This is a genomic window from Duganella sp. GW822-FHT06D06 (assembly GCF_058799615.1).
Map to the genome: position 1 here is coordinate 90274 of NZ_JBXALQ010000003.1, position 18537 is coordinate 108810.

General features: G+C 62.9%; 16 protein-coding genes. 4 read left to right on the forward strand and 12 right to left on the reverse strand.

From position 1 onward, the window contains the following. Positions 1-4: 4 nt before the first annotated feature. Positions 5-1531 (reverse strand): XrtA system polysaccharide chain length determinant, encoded by a 1527-nt coding sequence (locus AC1RMD_RS06645; RefSeq protein ID WP_492924861.1) that lies wholly within the window; start codon positions 1529-1531, stop codon positions 5-7. A gap of 157 nt (positions 1532-1688) precedes the next feature. Between AC1RMD_RS06645 and AC1RMD_RS06650 the strand changes: the two genes are divergently transcribed. Then, positions 1689-2297: an XrtA/PEP-CTERM system exopolysaccharide export protein gene (locus AC1RMD_RS06650; RefSeq protein WP_492924863.1), complete on the forward strand. Its 609-nt coding sequence runs from the start codon at positions 1689-1691 to the stop codon at positions 2295-2297. A gap of 108 nt (positions 2298-2405) precedes the next feature. Beyond that, the gene (locus AC1RMD_RS06655) at positions 2406-3158 is read left to right on the forward strand and encodes an N-acyl amino acid synthase FeeM domain-containing protein (protein WP_492924865.1); all 753 of its coding nucleotides are present in this window, start codon (positions 2406-2408) and stop codon (positions 3156-3158) included. Here AC1RMD_RS06655 and AC1RMD_RS06660 read toward each other — a convergent pair whose 3' ends face one another. Both AC1RMD_RS06660 and AC1RMD_RS06665 read right to left on the reverse strand, forming a co-directional pair. Further along, positions 3159-3914 (reverse strand): S1 family peptidase, encoded by a 756-nt coding sequence (locus AC1RMD_RS06660; protein WP_492924867.1) that lies wholly within the window; start codon positions 3912-3914, stop codon positions 3159-3161. Beyond that, a complete protein-coding gene (locus AC1RMD_RS06665) occupies positions 3908-6283 on the reverse strand; it encodes a hypothetical protein (RefSeq protein WP_492924869.1) in 2376 nt (791 codons plus the stop codon). Before AC1RMD_RS06665 ends, AC1RMD_RS06660 begins: the two co-directional genes overlap by 7 nt. Before the next feature lie 185 nt (positions 6284-6468). Here AC1RMD_RS06665 and AC1RMD_RS06670 point away from each other — a divergent pair, with 185 nt between their 5' ends. After that, positions 6469-7749 (forward strand): nucleotide sugar dehydrogenase, encoded by a 1281-nt coding sequence (locus AC1RMD_RS06670; protein ID WP_492924871.1) that lies wholly within the window; start codon positions 6469-6471, stop codon positions 7747-7749. Further along, positions 7749-8810: an SDR family oxidoreductase gene (locus AC1RMD_RS06675; protein ID WP_492924873.1), complete on the forward strand. Its 1062-nt coding sequence runs from the start codon at positions 7749-7751 to the stop codon at positions 8808-8810. The genes AC1RMD_RS06670 and AC1RMD_RS06675 overlap by 1 nt, the downstream gene beginning before the upstream one ends. Here the strand turns inward: AC1RMD_RS06675 and AC1RMD_RS06680 are convergent. From AC1RMD_RS06680 to AC1RMD_RS06720, 9 genes are all read right to left on the reverse strand, one after another. Further along, the gene (locus AC1RMD_RS06680) at positions 8767-10158 is read right to left on the reverse strand and encodes a SpoVR family protein (protein ID WP_492924875.1); all 1392 of its coding nucleotides are present in this window, start codon (positions 10156-10158) and stop codon (positions 8767-8769) included. The two genes, AC1RMD_RS06675 and AC1RMD_RS06680, sit on opposite strands and share 44 nt — an antisense overlap. After that, a complete protein-coding gene (locus AC1RMD_RS06685) occupies positions 10155-11300 on the reverse strand; it encodes a DUF444 family protein (protein WP_492924877.1) in 1146 nt (381 codons plus the stop codon). The genes AC1RMD_RS06680 and AC1RMD_RS06685 overlap by 4 nt, the downstream gene beginning before the upstream one ends. Positions 11301-11309: 9 nt before the next feature. Then, positions 11310-13238: a serine protein kinase gene (locus AC1RMD_RS06690; RefSeq protein ID WP_492924879.1), complete on the reverse strand. Its 1929-nt coding sequence runs from the start codon at positions 13236-13238 to the stop codon at positions 11310-11312. 105 nt (positions 13239-13343) lie between these two features. Beyond that, positions 13344-14255, reverse strand: a complete 912-nt coding sequence (locus AC1RMD_RS06695) for a LysR family transcriptional regulator (RefSeq protein ID WP_492924881.1) — start codon at positions 14253-14255, stop codon at positions 13344-13346. Positions 14256-14359: 104 nt separating this feature from the next. After that, positions 14360-14770 (reverse strand): hypothetical protein, encoded by a 411-nt coding sequence (locus tag AC1RMD_RS06700; RefSeq protein ID WP_492924883.1) that lies wholly within the window; start codon positions 14768-14770, stop codon positions 14360-14362. Positions 14771-15365: 595 nt separating this feature from the next. Beyond that, positions 15366-15776 (reverse strand): Hpt domain-containing protein, encoded by a 411-nt coding sequence (locus AC1RMD_RS06705; protein ID WP_492924885.1) that lies wholly within the window; start codon positions 15774-15776, stop codon positions 15366-15368. 56 nt (positions 15777-15832) lie between these two features. Continuing rightward, positions 15833-16708 carry a proteasome-type protease gene (locus tag AC1RMD_RS06710; protein ID WP_492924887.1) on the reverse strand — a complete coding sequence of 292 codons (876 nt, stop codon included), beginning with the start codon at positions 16706-16708 and terminating at the stop codon, positions 15833-15835. Between the two features lie 58 nt (positions 16709-16766). Further along, entirely contained in the window at positions 16767-17570 is an 804-nt protein-coding gene (locus tag AC1RMD_RS06715) for a transglutaminase family protein (RefSeq protein WP_492924889.1), read from the reverse strand. Positions 17571-17583: 13 nt separating this feature from the next. Continuing rightward, a complete protein-coding gene (locus tag AC1RMD_RS06720) occupies positions 17584-18534 on the reverse strand; it encodes an alpha-E domain-containing protein (protein WP_492924891.1) in 951 nt (316 codons plus the stop codon). Between the last annotated feature and the right edge of the window lie 3 nt (positions 18535-18537).

Below are 18537 nucleotides of genomic sequence, written 5' to 3' on the forward strand. Positions count from 1 at the left end.
ACTCCTAATATCGCAACGCCGCCATCGCCAGCACGGCGCCGTAGGCGACAAATAGACAGGAAAGGGCGGTGCCGAAGGCATAGCGGCCACGCTTGCGTTTGATCTTTTGGACGTTGGTCCAGTTCATGGACACCGTGCCCAGCACCGGCAGGCCGGTGCGTTCGCGCAGCTCGCTGGGGCTGAGGAAGGTGGGGCGTACCTGGCTGATCAGCAAGGCCGCCGCCAGGCCGGTCAGCAGCGCGCCGCCCAGCACCAGGCTCGACAGCAGGATGCGGTTGGGGCCCACCGGCGTCAGCGGCACCGTCGGCGGGTCGATGATCTTGAAGGTCATCATCTCGGTGGTGGAGCTCAGCTCGCCCGACAGCTTGGCCGCCTCGCGCCGTCCGATCAGCTTTTCGTAGTTGTCCTTGTTGATCAGGTAATCGCGGTTGAGCTGGGCCAGTTCGGATTCGACTTCCGGCACCGCGTTGGCCTGAGCCAGCAACCGCTGGTGGCGGGCGGCGTACTCCTGCACGCGGGCGCTGACGGCCGCCACCTTGGCGTCGGCCTCGGTCTGCGCGACCTTGAGTTGCTGCAGCATCGGGCTGTAGTTCCGGCCCGGATCGCCGGCCGGTTTGAGCTTGCTTTCCTCGACTTTGCGCGCCTCCAGCTGCGCCACCAGGCGCTTGGCGGCGATGATGTCCGGATGCAGCTCGGTGTATTGCATGCGCAGCGCGTCGAGGTTCTTGTTCAGGGCCGAGATGCGTCCGTCGAGTTCGGGACTGTCGATGCTGGCGGGATTGAGGTCGGCCCCCAGCACCGGCTCGTCGCCGCTGATCTGGCTGCGGATGGCGTTGCGCGACTGCTCGGCTTCCAGCAATTCCAGCCGGGCGGCGTTCAGCGTGTCGGCCGATTGCATTATCTGGCTGCTGTAATCGATTCCTTGACGCGGCAGCAGGCCGTTATTCTTCAATTTGAATTCCTTGACTGAATTCTCCGCCGCAATGAGTTTGTCTTCATAGGATTTAATCTGTTCGTCGATGAATTGCACGGCCTTGCGGGTTTCGCCATTCTTCCCTTTGAAACTGCCTTCGACGAATATGGTCAACAGCGACTGCACCACATCGCGCACCAGTTTCGGATTGCGGTTGTTATAGGTGATGGTGTAGATGTCGTAGGTATTGGTGCCGCCGATTTTAATCTTGCTCATTAATTCGTCCAGTTGCTGTTCGTGATCGCGCGCGGTCTTGGCGTTCAGGTCCAGGTCCACCATGCGCATCACGCGCTCGACGTTCGGACGGCTAAGCAAGGTGCGGCTCATGATGGAAACCTGCTGCTCGACGTTGGGCACGCTGGTCATGCCGGACAATAGCGGCTTCAATATGCTCTGGGTATCGACAAACACCCGCGCCGTGGTTTGATAATCGTCCGGCAGCAGCGCCACCTTGGTCCAGCCGGCCAGCGCCACCAGCCACATGACGGCGATCGCATACCAGCGATATTTCCATATCCCCTGCAAGCTGATTAACAACTGGCTAATCATCTGCTCCATGATGTGTTTTCTCCGGTAGCCTGGGTACGGTGAATTCAAATTATATGGCTCGGAATATGGGGTTTTTTTCTTAACTGGGCAGTGATTGAGGCAGATCAAGCAGCGGCGGACGGCTTTTCTCAATCATGGAATCCGGACTATTCAAACGGGATTCGTCATGCATACTATTCTGCGTACTGCCTTATCTGCGCTGCCGGCCTTGCTGTTGGCAGGCTGCGCGCACCGCATCGCACTGCCGCCGGAAGAACCGGTGGCGCCCCAGGGCGATTACCTGATCGGCGCCGGCGACGTGGTCAACATCAATGTCTGGCGCAATCCGGAAGTGTCGGTCAGCGTGCCGGTCAGGCCCGATGGAAAAATCACCACGCCGCTGGTCGAAGACCTGCAGGCCGCCGGCAAGACCTCTTCCCAGCTGGCGCGCGATGTCGAAAAGGCGCTGGAAAAATACATACAGCAACCGGTGGCGACCGTCATCGTCACCAGCTTCGTCGGCCCCTACGACCAGCAGATCCGCGTCATCGGCCAGGCCGCCAAGCCGCAGGCGCTGGCCTATCGCCAGGGCATGTCGCTGATGGACGTGCTGATCGCGGTGGGCGGCATCACGGACTTCGCCGCAGGCAACAAAGCCAACATCATCCGCACGGTGAAAGGCACACGGCAGAGCTTGCCTGTCCGGCTGCAGGACCTATTGCGCGACGGCGATATTTCTGCCAACGTAGCGGTGTTGCCCGGCGATGTATTGGTGATCCCGGAAAGTTGGTTCTGAGCCTCAAAAATATTTGAAATTTTGCGGAACTTTTCATCCACTAGGCAGGTCTGAAGAGCATGAGCCCAGTTTGTCCTTTGCCGACAGCTGGCCGACAGACCTGACAGGATGCCAACCGTGCAACATGACGACGCAATAGTTACATTTGAGGCCGGTCCAGGCCTGCGCGACCTCGTGGTCGGCGAAGGCGTAGCCAACAAGGAATTGGACCACACCATAGACCAGCAGATATTCCACATCCGCATGGCCAACTCGCAGGGGCGCCGGGAAGCGGCCAGCTTGTTGCTCAAAAAGATGTACGGGTGGCGCGGCTATTCGGTCGACCCCAACGCCAGTCACGCGCTGAACAAGATCACGCTGTTTGCGGAAACCGGCGGACAAACCGTGGGCACCATGTCCTTGTGCCTGGACAACGAAGAGGTGGGCCTGCCCGCCGACGAGAACTTCCGCGACAAGCTGGACGATCTGCGCTCCCGCCACCGCCGCCTGTGCGAACCTTCGCGGCTGGCGATCGACAAGGGGGTGTCCAAGCGCGTGTTCGCGGCGCTGATCCACATCTCCTATATCTATGCGCACAATATCCACGGCTACACCGACTACGTGATCGAGGTCAATCCGCGCCATGTCATGTTCTACAAGCGCATGCTGGGCTTTCGCGATTTTGGCGGCGAGCGGCCATGCACACGCGTGGGCGCGCCGGCCGTGCTGCTGCGCCTGGAGCTGGAATATATGGGCGAACAGATCCGCAAATTCGGCGGCATGATGGAACAGCAGACCACCGAACGCTCGTTCTACCCGTACTTCTTCCCGACCTGGGACGAACCGGGTATCACCGGGCGCTTGATCGCGGGCAAGACCTGACTAGTGCGGCGGAGGCGGCGCGAGGAAGCTGGCGGGAATGGCGTAGGCGATGCCGCTGGGCGCGGAGATCGCCGTTTCCTTGACGCCCTTGACGAATACCATGTTGACCACGCCGATCACCTCGCCGGTGTCGGGGTCGAACAGCGGGCTGCCGCTATTGCCCGGATACGCCGTGCCATCCAGCTGGAACACGACGTAGGTGGTTTTTTGCAGCTGGTTCAGCAGCTTTCCGTCGAGCTTGCTTGAACTGATCGAGGGCATGGCCACGGGTGTAATCGCCGACACGGTGCAGCGATGGGTAACGTGACGCAGGCCAAGCACCATGCCGAGAGGGAAGCCCATAAAGGCCAGCGATTTCCCCTCCTGCACCTTGGCCGAGTCGCCCATTCTGAGGGCGGGAATCGGCGCGCCCCGCACCCGCAGGCGCGCCAGGTCGTGCTCCTTGTCGATCATGGTCACGGCGGCAGCGCGGAACTGGGCGGTTTCGCCCTGGCGCACCAGCACGCCCAGGTTGTCGCCCTGATCGGTGCGCAACAACTCATGGACCACGTGGGCGGCGGTCACCACGGTCAAGCCATCCTCGATCACAAAGCCCGAGCCGATAAATGACAAGGCCGGGCTGCGGCTCTTCTGAAAACTGCCGATGCCAACCACGGAAGGCTTGACGAGTTCGATTATGCGGCTGAGGTCGTCTGCGGTGGCGGGCATGGACAGACTGAGGGCCAGCAACGCCGGCAAATAGGCAGGTTTCAACATGACGCGCTCGCGGTAGGAGGAATGGACGGGGCAGGCCGCAGTGCGGCAGCGCACAGCAGCAGCATGAATAGCAAGGTGATGCGGGGTACGTCGAACAAACTGTCGAACAGGCCCACGACCTGAAACGTGCCCAGCGCGGCCAGCAAGGCCAACGTCTGGGCGAGGTCGGCGCCGTCGCGTGCGCGGCGCAGCAGTTCGGCGGCGGCGCTGGACAGCAGGCCGGCGTAGGCCAGCAGTCCCGGCCAGCCCATGTCAAAATACAGATTGAGTCCCAGGTTCTTGAGGTGCCAGGGCAGGTGATGACGATCGCTGCTGAAGAACCAGTAATTGTTAGCGTCGGAAAACGCGCCGTTGCGCACCAGTTCGCGCTGGCTGTCTCGATTGCGCAGGCTCACGTTGTCGATATCCAACGCGGCGTGTGCGCCTTCCACCGCGATTTCCAGTTGTACCCGGCGGCCGCCGCGGCCCAGGACGCCGGACGATAACGGGAATTGATACCGCTGCCAATACGGTGCATGCGGAACCTGGCGCATAGGCAGGGGGATGCATGCCTGTGGATAGAGCAACTGGCGTTCGCACAGATTCACGTGCAGGAAGGCGGGAACGCCGGCGTTCCATACATCCAGCGCCACCACGTAGGATGTGCCGCTTTCGATGGGGACGACTTGCAGCAAGCGCAGCAGTTCGCCGTAACCCGCCGGATACTCGCCGGCGAACAAACCTAGCGATCGATTGCCGCCCTGGTCCAGGTAGCGATAGCTGGCCGGCACTTCGTGCAGCCGATTGCGCCAAAAGTACAGCGCGGGGAATTTACCCAGCCCTGCGCCCAGCATCGCGGTGCCCAGGTCGTCATCCATCAGGCCGAGCGCGTCGCTCCAGTGCCGGAAGCGCGCGGACAGATCGCTCCCGGTGCTGGCAAAACGTTCGGCGACGAAGTAGCCGTTGTAGACGGGGACGGCGCTTGCCAGCACCATCGCGCAAGTCACCAGCGCCGTCAGGCTGCGGCGTCGCAGGCGCCACAGCGGGCGCCTGCGCAGGACGTTGAGCGCCAGCGGCGACATGGCCGTCAGCAGCAAGCCGGCACTCGGCGCCAGCGTGGCCGCGCCGGCATGATGATAGGCGATCCATGCCGCGTTGACCGATAGTCCGGCCAAGGCCAGCATAGCCAAAGGCAACAAGGCACGGGGGCGGCTGGCGGCCAGCGCAAACGCGGCGAGCGAGACCAGAAAAAGCAGATAGGGACTCTTCAACATGGCCAGCGGCGGTTCTCCGACCGGCAACAGCCAGGCCAGCCCGCCGGCAAGCGCGGCGCCGCAAATCAGGCTGCTCGCCAGCACCAGCGGTGGCAGGGGCAGGGCGGAAAGGATCAGCGCCGCCGTCAATAAGGTCAAGGCCGCACCGAAGCCGCGATAGCCGCTGCTTTCGAATACCACGCCCAGCACGCAGGCGGCCAGCGCGGCGGCGGCCACCACGGGCAGCGCCGCGCGCCAGCGGCGCCTGGCCGGAGCGGTGCGCGAGCCGCCCATCAATGGGATGCCGGCCAGGACGGGAGCGGCCAACGCATAGGCCGCGTACAGCCCGCGCGAAAAGGTCGCCAGTCCGGCGTACAGCGCCAGCGGCAGCATCAGCAACGCCGCCGTCTGGCGCGGCGACCAGTGCTTGCCAAACAGCCATGCCGCCAGCAAGGGGAAGCTCAGCGCCAGGTAGCCGTCCAGTGCCGCACCGCCGGTGTGCATGGCGGAGAACGGCGCAGTGATTCGATAGTCGCTGGAGAAATTCAGCAGGCCTGGAAACTGCCAGCGCTCCCATGTCGCGGCGACGCAGGTCAACAGCAGGCCGATCAACATGCCGGGTATCAGGAAACGGCGCAGGCCGGCCAGGTCCGGGCCCAGTGCTTGTTTCAACGGCGGCAGCAACACGTAGCTCCAGATCCACGCCTTGCCCACGCGCAGTGCGTTGTAGGGACTCAGGTAGTTGTTGAAGGAATTGACATCAATTGGCGGCAACGGCCGCAATCCGCGCCACAGCGCGACGCCGCAGGCGCCGGCCAGCAACCATAAGCTGAAGCGGAATAGCGGTGGAAACATCGGGCGCATGCCGGTGGTGTCGAAACGCCAATAGCAGCAGCCAGCGGTCAGCAGCAGGACCAGATCGATTTCCTCCAGAAAGAACCAGCCGGTGTGCGGCGCCAGGTCCAGTACGGGTAGCACTGCCGGCAAGGCCAGCAGCCACAGCACGGGTCGCCACCACAGCAACGCGCCGTAGCCCAGCAGGACGGCGGACAGCCAGCTGCCATGCAGGGGATAGACGCTCAACGCCAGGATCAATCCGCCGAAGCAGGCCACGGAAAGCAGGCGGACGGACATCATGGGACTCTCCTTGGCGAACGGTAGGCATAGAGTAGGAACTCTGCTCGCGACACTCCTTGATACGCCACAAACGGAGCCGCCTTGCGGCGCAATCGGCGCCGGTTTGCGACACCTCAACAGCGGCCGGAAAGCGCTCCGTAGAATCGGCCGAGACGCATGTTTAACGCTCAGACGCGAGGTGAGTTATGGAAGTCGTGGCCGTGGTGGGATTGGGGTATGTGGGTCTGTCGCTGGCGGTGGCGTTCGGCACGCGCCGCCGTACCATCGGAGTCGACCTGTCGGCGCGCAAGGTGGCGAGCTACCGGCGCGGCATCGATCCGGGCGGCGAAGTCAGCAGCGAGCAATTTGCTGCGGCGCGCCTGCTTGAGATGGGCTGCGACCCGGCCGCGTTGAGCGAGGCCGACTACATCGTGGTCGCCGTGCCAACGCCGGTGGACAGCGCCCACCAGCCGGACTTTTCCGCGCTGGTCGGCGCCAGCCAGTCGGTCGGGCGCTATATGAAGACAGGCGCGGTGGTGATCTATGAATCCACGGTCTACCCCGGCGCCACCGAGGAGATCTGCATCCCGGTGCTGGAACAGTGTTCAGGCATGAAATGGCGGCGGGATTTCCATGTCGGCTTCTCGCCCGAGCGCATCAATCCCGGCGACAGCGAGCACACGCTGGCGACCATCCGCAAGATCGTCGCGGCCGACGATCACGACACCTTGCAACGCGTAGCCGCACTGTATGAAGAGGTCGTGAGCGCCGGCGTGCATCGCGCCTCCAGCATCATGGTCGCCGAGGCCGCCAAAGTCATCGAGAATACCCAGCGCGACCTCAATATCGCGTTGATGAACGAGCTGGCCATCATCTTCGACCGGATGCGCATCGATACGCTGGAGGTCTTGCAGGCGGCCGGCACCAAGTGGAATTTCCTGCCGTTCAGGCCCGGCCTGGTGGGCGGGCATTGCATCGGCGTCGATCCCTACTACCTGACGCACAAGGCGGAAAAGCTGGGCTACCATCCGCACGTGATCCTGGCGGGGCGCCGCATCAATGACGGCATGGCAAAGTTTGTCGCCGAGAAAACGGTCAAGGCCATGGTGCGCGCCGGGTTCAAGCTCAAGGGATGCCGGGTCAACGTGCTGGGGCTGACGTTCAAGGAAAACTGCCCGGACTTGCGCAACTCCAAGGTCGCCGACCTGATCGCCGAACTGGAATCCTATGGTTTGCAAGTCCACGTGCACGACCCGGTTGCCGATCCCGACGAAGCGCACCACGAATACGGCGTGCGGCTGGAGTCCTGGGATGAGCTGCCCTGCGCCGAGGCCATGATCAGCGCGGTGGCCCATCGCGAGCTGGCGGCGCGTCCCTTGCAGCAGATCCGCGCCAAGGTCGTCCATGACGGCTGCTTCATCGACCTCAAGTCCCAGTTCGACCAACAGGCCTTGCGTGAGAGCGGACTCAGTGTCTGGAGGCTATGATGGCCGACTACGAAGATGGCACGCCCGCCACCACCTGCTACCAGGACGTGCGCGAGCATCTGCAGCAACAACAGTACCGCTGGGTGGTGACCGGCGCCGCAGGCTTCATCGGATCGAACCTGTTGCAGGCCTTGCTGGAACTGGGCCAGCGGGTCGTCGGACTGGACAACTTCCTGACCGGCTACCGCCACAATCTGGAGCAAGTCAGGGACACGGTGGGGCCGGAGGCCTGGCGCCGCTTTGAATTGATCGAAGGCGACATCCGCGACGCGCCCACCTGCAACCGCGCTTGCGCCAGCGCCGATTTCGTGCTGCACCAGGCCGCGCTGGGCTCGGTAACGCGCTCGCTGCGTGAACCCTTGCTGTCCAACGACATCAATATCGGCGGCGGCCTCAACGTGCTGGAGGCCGCGCGCCTGGCTGGCGTGCGGCGCATCGTCTATGCCGCCTCCAGCGCCAGCTATGGCGACCATCCGGCCTTGCCCAAGCGGGAGGCCCAGGTCGGCAAAGCCCTGTCGCCGTATGCCCTGACCAAGTATGTGAACGAGTTGTACGCGGAAGTCTATGCGCGTTGCTACGCCACCGAATGCATCGGTCTCAGGTATTTCAATGTGTTCGGGCCGCGTCAGGACCCATCCGGCGCCTACGCCGCCGTGATTCCGCTGTGGATCGCGGCGATGATAGGGCGGCGCCGGCTGGTGATCAACGGCGACGGCGAAACCAGCCGGGATTTCTGTTATGTCGCCAACGCCGTGCAGGCCAACCTGCTGGCGGCGTTGACCGATCGCAAAGAGGCGGTCAACCAGGTCTACAACGTCGCGCTCAACGCCCGCACCAGCTTGAACGAACTGTACCTGATGCTGCATGGCTTGCTGGTGGAACGCTACCCCCACTTGCGCGACTATCAACCGGAGTACGGCGAATTCCGCGCCGCCGACGTGCGCCATTCGCAGGCCGACATCTCCAAGGCCAGGGAACTGCTGGGCTATGCGCCCACCCACGATCTGCAGCGCGGACTCAGGCAGGCTTTGCACTGGTATGTGGAGTATCTGGGTGGCTGACCGTCAAGGTTCGCGGGACACCGCGAAAGTCGACCGTCAATAAGGTGACTGGCTTGCGCCAGATGCGGGCCACATAGTTGAGCACTTGCTCGGCGGCGGCCAGGTCCAGCCCACGGCCATCGCTGGCATGGTCGTGTCGCAGGACCAGGCTCTGGTCGTCCTGCACCTTGTCGACGGCGATGCGCGGCGCGCCATAGTTGTATTTCGGCGCCAGGATGGCTTCCCGCACCTCATGAATATCGCGGCTGAGCATGCGCGTCTCCCCATCTTTGCGCATCTGGTAGCTGAACAAGCCCAGCTCCGAGGCCAGCTCCGCGTCCAGATAATTGCGGATGAAGCCGAAATCGTCCTCCTCGCTGCAAATACGACGCGCCGCCTCGATGCCTTGCTGCTCGACGATGCGTTCCCACATGCTGAAGCCTAGGTGGTAGGGGTTGACTGCCAGCGCCAACTGCTGCTCGCCCGCATACGGCCGCACCACATCGGAGTGCGCCTTGAGGGCTTGCAGGTAGATCGCTTGCGGCAGGAACTCCGCCTCCCGCAACAGACGCGCGTGCCAGTAGGAAGCCCAGCCTTCGTTCATGATCTGGCACGCTTGCACGGGATAAAAATAGAACGACTCTTCGCGCACGGCCAGGAAGATGTCGCGCTCCCAATCCTGCAGCTCCGGCGCGTAGTGTGCGACGAACCACAGCAAGTCGTACTCCGGATGTGGCGGTAACTGCGCGCGCCTGGTCGCCTGGGGGGATGCCGCTTGCTCGCCGGGCAGGGAGCGATAGCGCTGTTGAAATGGCCCGGCTGCGTCCCGTGGCGGCGCAGGCGGAGCGTCGGGGTAGGGCGGTCGGTACAGCTCCTGCTGGATGTCGATGTGCGGCTCCAGGGCCAACGCCGCGTCCAGCACGGCTTCCACCCGTCGCTGGCCGTGCCGCGCCAGCGCCAGTTCCAGGCGATAGGCGCGGGCCGCGCTTTGTTCCAGGATATGTCCGCCCGCCAGCTTCAGGAAGCGCTCGAACAAGCTGTTGCGCCGAACAAAATCCGCATGACCGATGACATGGGCGGCCACCAGCGTGTTTTCGGCCAGGCTATTTTGATTCATCATGTAGGCCCGGCACGGATCGCCGGGGAACATCACCTCGAAGATGCGCGAGTGCCCCATGTTCTGATGCAACAGCTGGTGGATGTAGCGCACGCCGAACGACCAGTGGTGCATGCGCACCGGCACGCCGTACACCGCAATTTCAAGCATGAAGTTTTGCGGCACCAGTTCGAAGTCTACCGGGCAGTATTCCAGTCCAAGTTCGCTGGCGAGGTGCTCAATGCGGGCGGTCCAGTCTTCAAGCGTACTCATGCCTTTTCCTCGGCGGCAGCTTGCTGCGTCAGAAACTGTTTCAGCGCGCCGATGATGTCCTCGCTCTGGGTCAGCACCACGCTCGATAGCGGCAGTCCCTGCCGCTCGCGCTCCTTCCACAGCCGCCCCATCTCGGTCTCCAGCATGCGTGGCATGCCAGGCAAGGTCTCGACATAGGCCAGGTAGTTCATGCGGTCGGCCAGCTGGCCCAGCAACTTGCTGGCCGCCGTCCGGTCTTCGGAAAAATTGTCGCCGTCCGAGGCGTAGAACAGGTAGCTGTTGTAGCTGGCCGTATCGTATTGCTCGTCAAGCAGCGCGCGCGCCAGCTCGAAACCGGTCGACGCCATCGTGCCGCCCATGCCGCTGACCTCGAAAAAATCCCTTTCGTTGAACTCCCACGCACGCGCCGCGTGCGCCAGGAAGCGCAGCTCCAGCCGCCGGTAGCTACGGCGCAGTCCCTGCAGCGCGAGGAAGAAGAAGGTCTTGGCCAGGCGCCGCTCGGCCTGCGTCATGCTGCTGGACACATCAAGCACCATGAACACCACGGCATTGCTGCTGGGACGCGGCCGCTCCACCAGCTGGCGGAAGCGCAAGTCTTCGTTGGTAAACGCCGCCGGCGCGCTCTGCACCGCGCGCCGCTTGACGGCCTCCTTGATGGTGCGGCGGCGGTCCAGCCGCGAACGGGCGCCGTGCTTATCCCAGCCGCGATGCAGCAGTTCCGGTTGCTCCAGCGTGGCGTTGCCGCGCGGCTGCAGCGACGGCAGTTGAAATTCCTGCCAGAGCCAGTCAACGATGTCGTCGATGGCGAACTCCATCATCAGCGTGACCGTGCCGGGCGCGTTGCCGGCGCCGCTATCATCGCCGAAGCCGTCTTCCGGCGGCAGCAGCAGGTCGCCCGGCTGGCCGGGCCCTTGGCCGGCGCCGGTGGTGCTATTGTTGTCGGCGAGGCGGAAGCGCGCATGTTCCAGCAAGCGCAACGGCACCTGCACGCTGCGCTGGCCGGGCTCGCTCATCAGCTCGGACGAGGATATGATCTCGGACAAGTGATCCCTCACAGCGTTGCGCACCTTGTCGTTGTGGCGCAGCCAGTCGCGCGCGCCCCGGGAGAACAATTCGTACCAGTCGCGTTGACCTGTCCGCATGGTGTCGCCTCATTCCTGCGCCAATAGCGTGGTGACATAATTCAAGGCTTCCCGCGCGCAGTGGCTGTCGTAGCCGTACTCGTCGACCAGGCGTTGCTCGACCGCCGAGATCTTGGCCCGCACCTCGTCGTCCGGACGCTTGCTGGAACTGACCAGGCGCAACACGTCGCGCCGTTGCTCGAACAGGTATTGCTGCAAGGCGTCACGCAGCTGCGCATGACTGCCCAGGCCGAAGCGTTGGCCGCGCTTGTACGCGCTCATGGCCTTGCGCACCACCTCCTGCCGAAACGACTGTTTGCCGGAATCGGAAATCGCGATCTTCTCCTCGACCGCGCGCAGGAAACGCTCGTCCGGCCGCCGCTCTTCGCTGGTGATCGGGTCCTTGACCTGACGGTTGTCCAGCATGGCCTCGACCTCGTCCAGATACTTGCCCAGCAAATCCTCTATTTCTTGCTCGAACGAGACGAACAGCGCCTTGTGGACATCTTCCTTGACCCAGCGGTTATAGAAATCCTTCCGCGTCAAGACCAGATAGTCGACCCATTTGCGCTTGCGGGCCGACTCGATCCGCGCATCACTTTCGATGCCGTCCTTCAGCGCCAGCAGCAGGTCCATCGTGGTCAGGCTGCTGCGCGAGGACTGTATGATGGCATTCGACAGGGCATTGATCACGAAGCGCGGCGACACCCCGGACAAGCCCTCGTCGGGCGCCTTTTCCTTGCTGCGCAGGCGCTGCGCGTCGGATGGATGGACGCCGTCCACGTCTTCGCCGGCGTGGATGCGCACGCGCCGCGCCAGTTCGCCGTCGCGCTCGTCACTTTCATGCAGGCGGGTCAGCACGGCGAACACGGCGGCGGCGTGCAGCACATGCGGGTCCAGGTGCACGCTGCGGAAGGCCGGCGCCGCCGCCAGGATCAGCTTGTGGTAGATGCGCGCCTCGTCCCGGTAGTTCAAGGTGTACGGGACCTGCACGATCACCATGCGATCCAGCAAACCTTCATTCTCGCTCTCCTGCAGGAATTTGCGGAACTCGGCCAGGTTGGTATGGGCGAGGATGGTCTCGTCGAGATAGATCAGCGGAAAGCGCGCCACCTTGACGTTTTTTTCTTGCGTCAGCGTCAGCAGCAGGTACAGGAATTCGCGCTTGACCTTGAGGATTTCTATCATCTCCAGCATGCCGCGGCTGGCGGCATACACGGCGCCCGACCAGGACCACGCGCGCGGGTCGCCCTCGTCGCCAAACTCGGCCACCTTGGACAGATCGACCGAACCCACCAGGTCGGCGATGTCCGCCGTGTTGGGATCATGCGGCGCGTAGGTGCCGACGCCGCTGCGGCCGGCCTCCGAAATGAAGATGCGCTCGACCGGCATGCGCAGGAAGTCGCCGCTCAGCTCGTGCTCCAGCCGCATCCGGCAATGGGGACACAACTCACCGGTCAGGTCGACGCCATAGGTTTCGCGGAAACCCGGCCGCATGGTGTGTGGCACCAGATGCAGCGGCGACTCGTGCACCGGGCAGCCGGCGATGCCGAACATGGCGCCGGCGTCGGTGTAGCTGTATTCCTCCAGGCCGCGCTTGAGCCGTATCACCAGCGTGGATTTGCCCCCGGACGGCGGCCCCAGCAGCAACAGCAGGCGCCGTCCGACCTCGGAGCCCGCCGCGGCGGCCTTGAAATAGTCGGCCACGCGCGCCAAGGCGTCATCGATGCCGAATAGTTCGTCGGCAAACAGCTTGCAGCGCAACTTGCCGTTCTCGTCCTGCTGGCCGCTCCAGCCCAGCATGTCCCAGATGTATTGATGCGAACTGCGCACGAACTGGCAGGGCGCCATCGGCAGCACCTGCTCCATGAACTGCGCGAAGCTGCCGCTCCAGTGTCCCGCCCGGTGCTGCCGCGTGAAGGCTTGCAATTGCTCCCGGTATTGTTCGCGTTGATCCATCGTCGCATCCCCTCCTGTGCAGTCAGCACAGACAAGTATCTGCGCCAGGGCGGGCGGGCTATATGAGGTGCATCAAATGGACTCGGGGATTTTTATGGCCGAAAATCAGTCAACGCGGTCCCACGGCGGCGTGCCGGAAAATTCATCGACCAGGAAGTCGATCATCACCCGCACCTTGGCGCTCAGGTGGCGCCGGCTGGGATAGACCGCCAGCACGTCGATGTCGGGCATGTGGTAGTCCGGCAGCACCCGCACCAGCCTGCCTTCGCGCAAGTCGGCGCCGACCAGGAAACTGGGCTGCCAGATCACCCCCAGGCCGCCCAACGCCGCGCCGCGCGCGGTGTCGCCGTTATTGGTGTGCATGACGCAGCGCACTTTGACCGTATGCGGCTGCGCCTGGGCGTCCAGTATCTGCCACTCATCGGCGGTGGCCGCGTAGCTGTAGCCGATGCAGCTGTGCTGCAGCAGCTCGGCGGGTTGCATGGGCATGCCGCGTCGCTCGATGTAGGCGGGCGATGCGCACAGGATATTGTGCGAAGTGGCCAGTTTGCGCGCCACGTTGGAGGCCGAGCCGGCGCGCGAAATGCGGATCGCCATGTCGTAACCTTCTTCGACGATATCGACCACGCGGTCGATCAGCGCCACGTCCAGTTGCACGTCGGGATATTTCTGCATGAACCTGGCCCACAGCGGCGCCAGGTGCAACACGCCGAAGCTGAGCGGCGCGTTGATGCGCAGCACGCCCTGCGGCTGCATGGTGGCGGAGGAAACGATGGCTTCGGCCTCGGCCACGTCATCCAGGATCGACTTGGCCCGTTCGAACAGCGCCTCGCCGCTGGCGGTGAGCGACATCTTGCGCGAGCTGCGGTTCAGCAGCCGGGTTTGCAGATGCGCCTCCAGGTCGCTGATGTAGCGGGTGACGTTGGCCGGTGATGTGTCGAGCGCGTCCGCAGCACGGGCAAAGCCTTCCCGGCGAACTACCTCAACGAACACTTCCAGTGCACGCAACCGGTCCATACGGCGCTCCCATTCATGTTTTGTAAAGTATAAATCAACAACACAATAAAAAAGCCGCAGCACCAAATGGGTGTTGCGGCTCTATGGCAAGGGGAACCAAGGGTTCAGTGCGGCAGGTAGTTCACGTTGGCGGCTTCCTTGATCACCCGGCCGGCGCTGATGGTGGCGTTGCCGCCGGCGGATCTGCTGTGATACATACCGACCAGTCCCACCGCGGCCTGGGCATCGCCGGCGTTGGCGGCGCGTTCAAACAACTGCTGGGCTTCACCGCGTTTGGCCGGGTTGGCCAGATACCGCAGCGCCAGTTCGCGCTGGGCCACCGGCGAACCCTGTTCGGCCCACTCCTGCAAGCGGCGTTCGGCGGCTGGCTGGCCTTGTGGACCCAACTGCATGGCGGCGGCTTCAATCGCGGTCGGCGAAGGGATCCCGTCTTCCTGAGCCTGGCAAGCGATCAGCGCTCCCACCAGCACCAGCACCGACGATACCAGCACGCCAGACTTGTTGAATAATTCCATATTTTAGTTACCCTTGGTTAAAGCAGTACCACTGTCAGTGAGGAAAGCCTGCGACTGCGCTGTCCAAGGCTAAAACCTAGGCCGTCTGTTGTGGCACTTCAAATGCTGCACGCGTCGTTCAAGCGTCTCGACGCAATGCACCATTATACTTGCACTGAGACAAATTATCAATTGCGCAAGATGCCCCAGCGCAATAAAATTATCTTTCTATTCTACAAAATCGTCGGCAAACACGGCGCACACTAGATTCCGCCTTGCTAGCTGGCTTGAATTGGCCAGTACGGATCGGATCTTATCACGAAGCTTTTCAGCCTCCGGTAAGCCAGCCGATATTCGGGGTAACAATTGTAACCATTCGTTAAGAAGGGCTATAAAGCGGCAACAGGGCACGCTTGGTTGCACTGCAACACGGATAAGTATTCACAATTACTGAACAATATGCCCGATTTTTTTGAATTCTACGTAGGCAAGATTGCAAATAGTTGACTCTGAGACAGCAATAAACTGATCAGGCAAGCATGAGGCGTGGGGCACGTACAGCGGTCGGGGATAACCGCTGGTGAAAGTGGTAGCAGTCCAGCGTGTAACTGTAACTTCAGGCCTGGGCGGTTTGCCCGCCTTGTGGTGCATTTCCTTGCAACCAGCCGTCGGCTGATTGCAACACCAGCCGATACTCGGATTCCAGGTCCCGCAACAGCGCTGGAACCTGGTCCAGCAGACGCCCGGCGATGGCCTGCTCCAGCTTGAGCGAGGACAACACCAGGCGCTTGGCGCCCAGAGTACCTATCGATCCGCGCAGGCTGTGCAGGATCTTTCCGGCCTCGGTGTAGCGCTCCTCGCGCAGCGCGACGGCCGCCTGCTGGATCGGCGCCATGCCGGGTGCGCAGGCGTCGCGCACGATCTTGGAGACTACGGCCAGCGCTTTATCGTCATTGCCCATGTACTTGAGCAAGGTATCGACCGAAAAGATCTGTTCCTCGGCTACCGGCGGTAAGGCGTCAGACATGCATCGCTCCGTGTAAGGTGAAAACTCTTTGCATCATACTCTTTCCTGAACGCCGACTACTGTTGCCCGTCATGGAACTGTTGCGTCAGCGTTTGCAATGGCGTGTCCGACACCGGTGGCACAGCCACATTCGCCGGCGGCGCCACGCGCACCGGCTTGCCGCCGGCCTGTGCCGAATGCAGCACATTGCTGGAGGCCTCGGGCGCGGCGTCCCAGACCGGATGGTCCAGGCCTTCGAATACGCGCTTCAGTTGATGGCCCCAGGTGCTGCGTATCATCTGGAAATACTGGTTGCGCTCGTCGATGGTGACGAAATGGGTGACCGCCAGCTTTTCAGTCTCATACACCAGCAAGTCCAGCGGCAGGCCGACCGACACGTTCGAGCGCAAGGTCGAATCCATCGAGATCAGCGCGCATTTGGCGGCGTCGTCCAGGCTGGTGGCGGGGGTGACCACACGGTCGATGATGGGCTTGCCGTACTTGGCCTCGCCGATCTGGAAATAGGTGTTTTCGTCGTGCGATTCGATGAAATTGCCGGCCGAATAGATCTGGAACAGGCGGCAGCGCTCGCCCTTGATCTGTCCGCCGAAAATGATGCTGACATTGAACTCGATGCCGAACTCGGCCAGCGCCTTGGCGTCGCGCTCGTGCACCTGGCGCACGGCGTCGCCCAGCAGGCGGGCCGCCTCGTGCATGCTGGTGGCGGTCCAGATGCTGTGGCCGTCCGCGTTCTGCTGCTCGGACACCAACTGGCGTATCGATTGCGAGATCGACAGATTGCCGGCGGTCATCATCACCATCATCCGTTCGCCGGGAATTTCGAACACGCTCATCTTGCGAAAGGTGCCGACCTGGTCCACACCGGCATTGGTGCGGGAATCGGATAGAAACACCAGCCCGGCATTCAGGCGCATGCCCACACAATAGGTCATCGTTACAAGTTATTGATTAGGATAATTATTATTGTACACCCCGTCGCTGGCGCCGAAACTATTGCGGCACGATCTGTACGTCCACGCTCATCGACTCGGTGCCGCCGCCGCGCCGCACGCCGCGCACCGGCGCCGCCGCATCGTAGTCGCGGCCGATGGCGAGGCGGCAATAGGCGTCCGTCATCAGCCGCGCGTGGGTCACATCGACGCTGACCCAGCCGGTGTAATCCTGGTCCTCGGCCCAGGCGTCCACCCAGGCGTGGCTGGCGGCGTGGTCGCTGGTTTCCGGATCGATATAGCCGGACACGTAGCGCGCCGGTATCCCGTGCGCATGGCAACAGGCCAGGAACAGGTGCGCGTGGTCCTGGCATACGCCTTCACCCAGCGCCAACGCATCGCTGGCGGTGGTGGTCACGGCGGTCGCACCGCTTTGATACCGGACCGCACCAAAGATGTGCTCCGCCAGGCGGATCAGGTCCCTGGTCCGCGCCTTGCCATCCGGCAGGCAGGAGGCCGCCAGTTCCAGGATGCCGGGCGTGGGCTCGGTCAGCCGGGTCGACACCGTGTAGATCAGCGGCGACAGGCTGTCGCCGTTCGGAATGCGGCCCTGTTTCGGACAGGTGGTCTCGATCACGCCGCCGGCCACGATGGTCAAGCCCTGGTGGGGGACGTTCATCGTCATCATGTGCGACAGATTGCCGTAGGCGTCGGTGTAGGCATGCACCTGGCCCGGCATGGCGATGTTCCACGACAACACGTGCTGCTGCGCTTCCGCGCGCGGCGTCAGGTGCAGCTGCTGGATGGTGTAGGCCAGCGGCGTGGTGTAGGTGTAGCGTGTTTCGTGCCGTATCGTCAGTTGCATAGAGTGCCTCGTGTCAAGCCGCCAGCGGCACCAGGAAATCCCGGCTGACGCGATTGCCCAGTTGATTGATATCGGCCAGGAAGCCGGTCAGGGTGTCGTGCAGGCCGTTCGCCAGGATGTCGTCGATTTTGCCGAATTGCAGTTCGGCGCGCAGGCGGCCGGCGAAGCGTTCGGTATCGGCGGAAACGTCATTGCGTACCTCGAGCAGATTCTGGACCACCTCGTCCATACAGGCCAGCAAGGAACGCGGCATATCGCCGCGCAGCATCAGCAACTCGGCGATGCGGGCCGGGGTGATGACGTCGCGATACACTTTGCGGTAGATCTCGAAGCCGGACACCGAGCGCAGCAGCGCGCCCCAGTAATAAAAATCGCGCTGGGTCATGGTCTCGGCGGTGTTTTCCGCGCCGCCGCCGTGGAACTTCACGTCGAGGATGCGGGCGGTGTTGTCGGCCCGCTCCAGGAAGGTGCCTAATCGGATGAAATGCACCGCTTCGTCGCGCAACATGGTGCCAACCGTGACGCCGCGCGACAAATGCGAGCGGAACTTGACCCACTCGAAGAACTTGCTGGGATCGGTTTCCAGCAGATCGCTGTCCAGGCGTTTCTGCATGTCCAGCCAGGTCTGGTTCTGGATTTCCCATACTTCCGTGGTCAGCGTGCCGCGCACGGCACGGGCGTTCTCGCGCGCCTCGGTCAGGCAGGCCACGATGGAGGAGGGGTTGTCCGGGTCGCGCACCATGAAATCGATGACGGCGCGCGCCTCCAGCGAGTCGTACTTGCGGTCGAACGCGGATTGCAGCTCGGAGATGCCGAGCATGGCGCGCCAGCCGTGGGCGTTTTCCTCGTCGGATTGCGGCAACATCGACGTCTGCACGTTGACGTCCAGCATGCGGGCGGTGTTTTCGGCGCGCTCGGTGTAGCGCGCCATCCAGAACAGGTGATCGGCGGTACGGCTTAACATGGG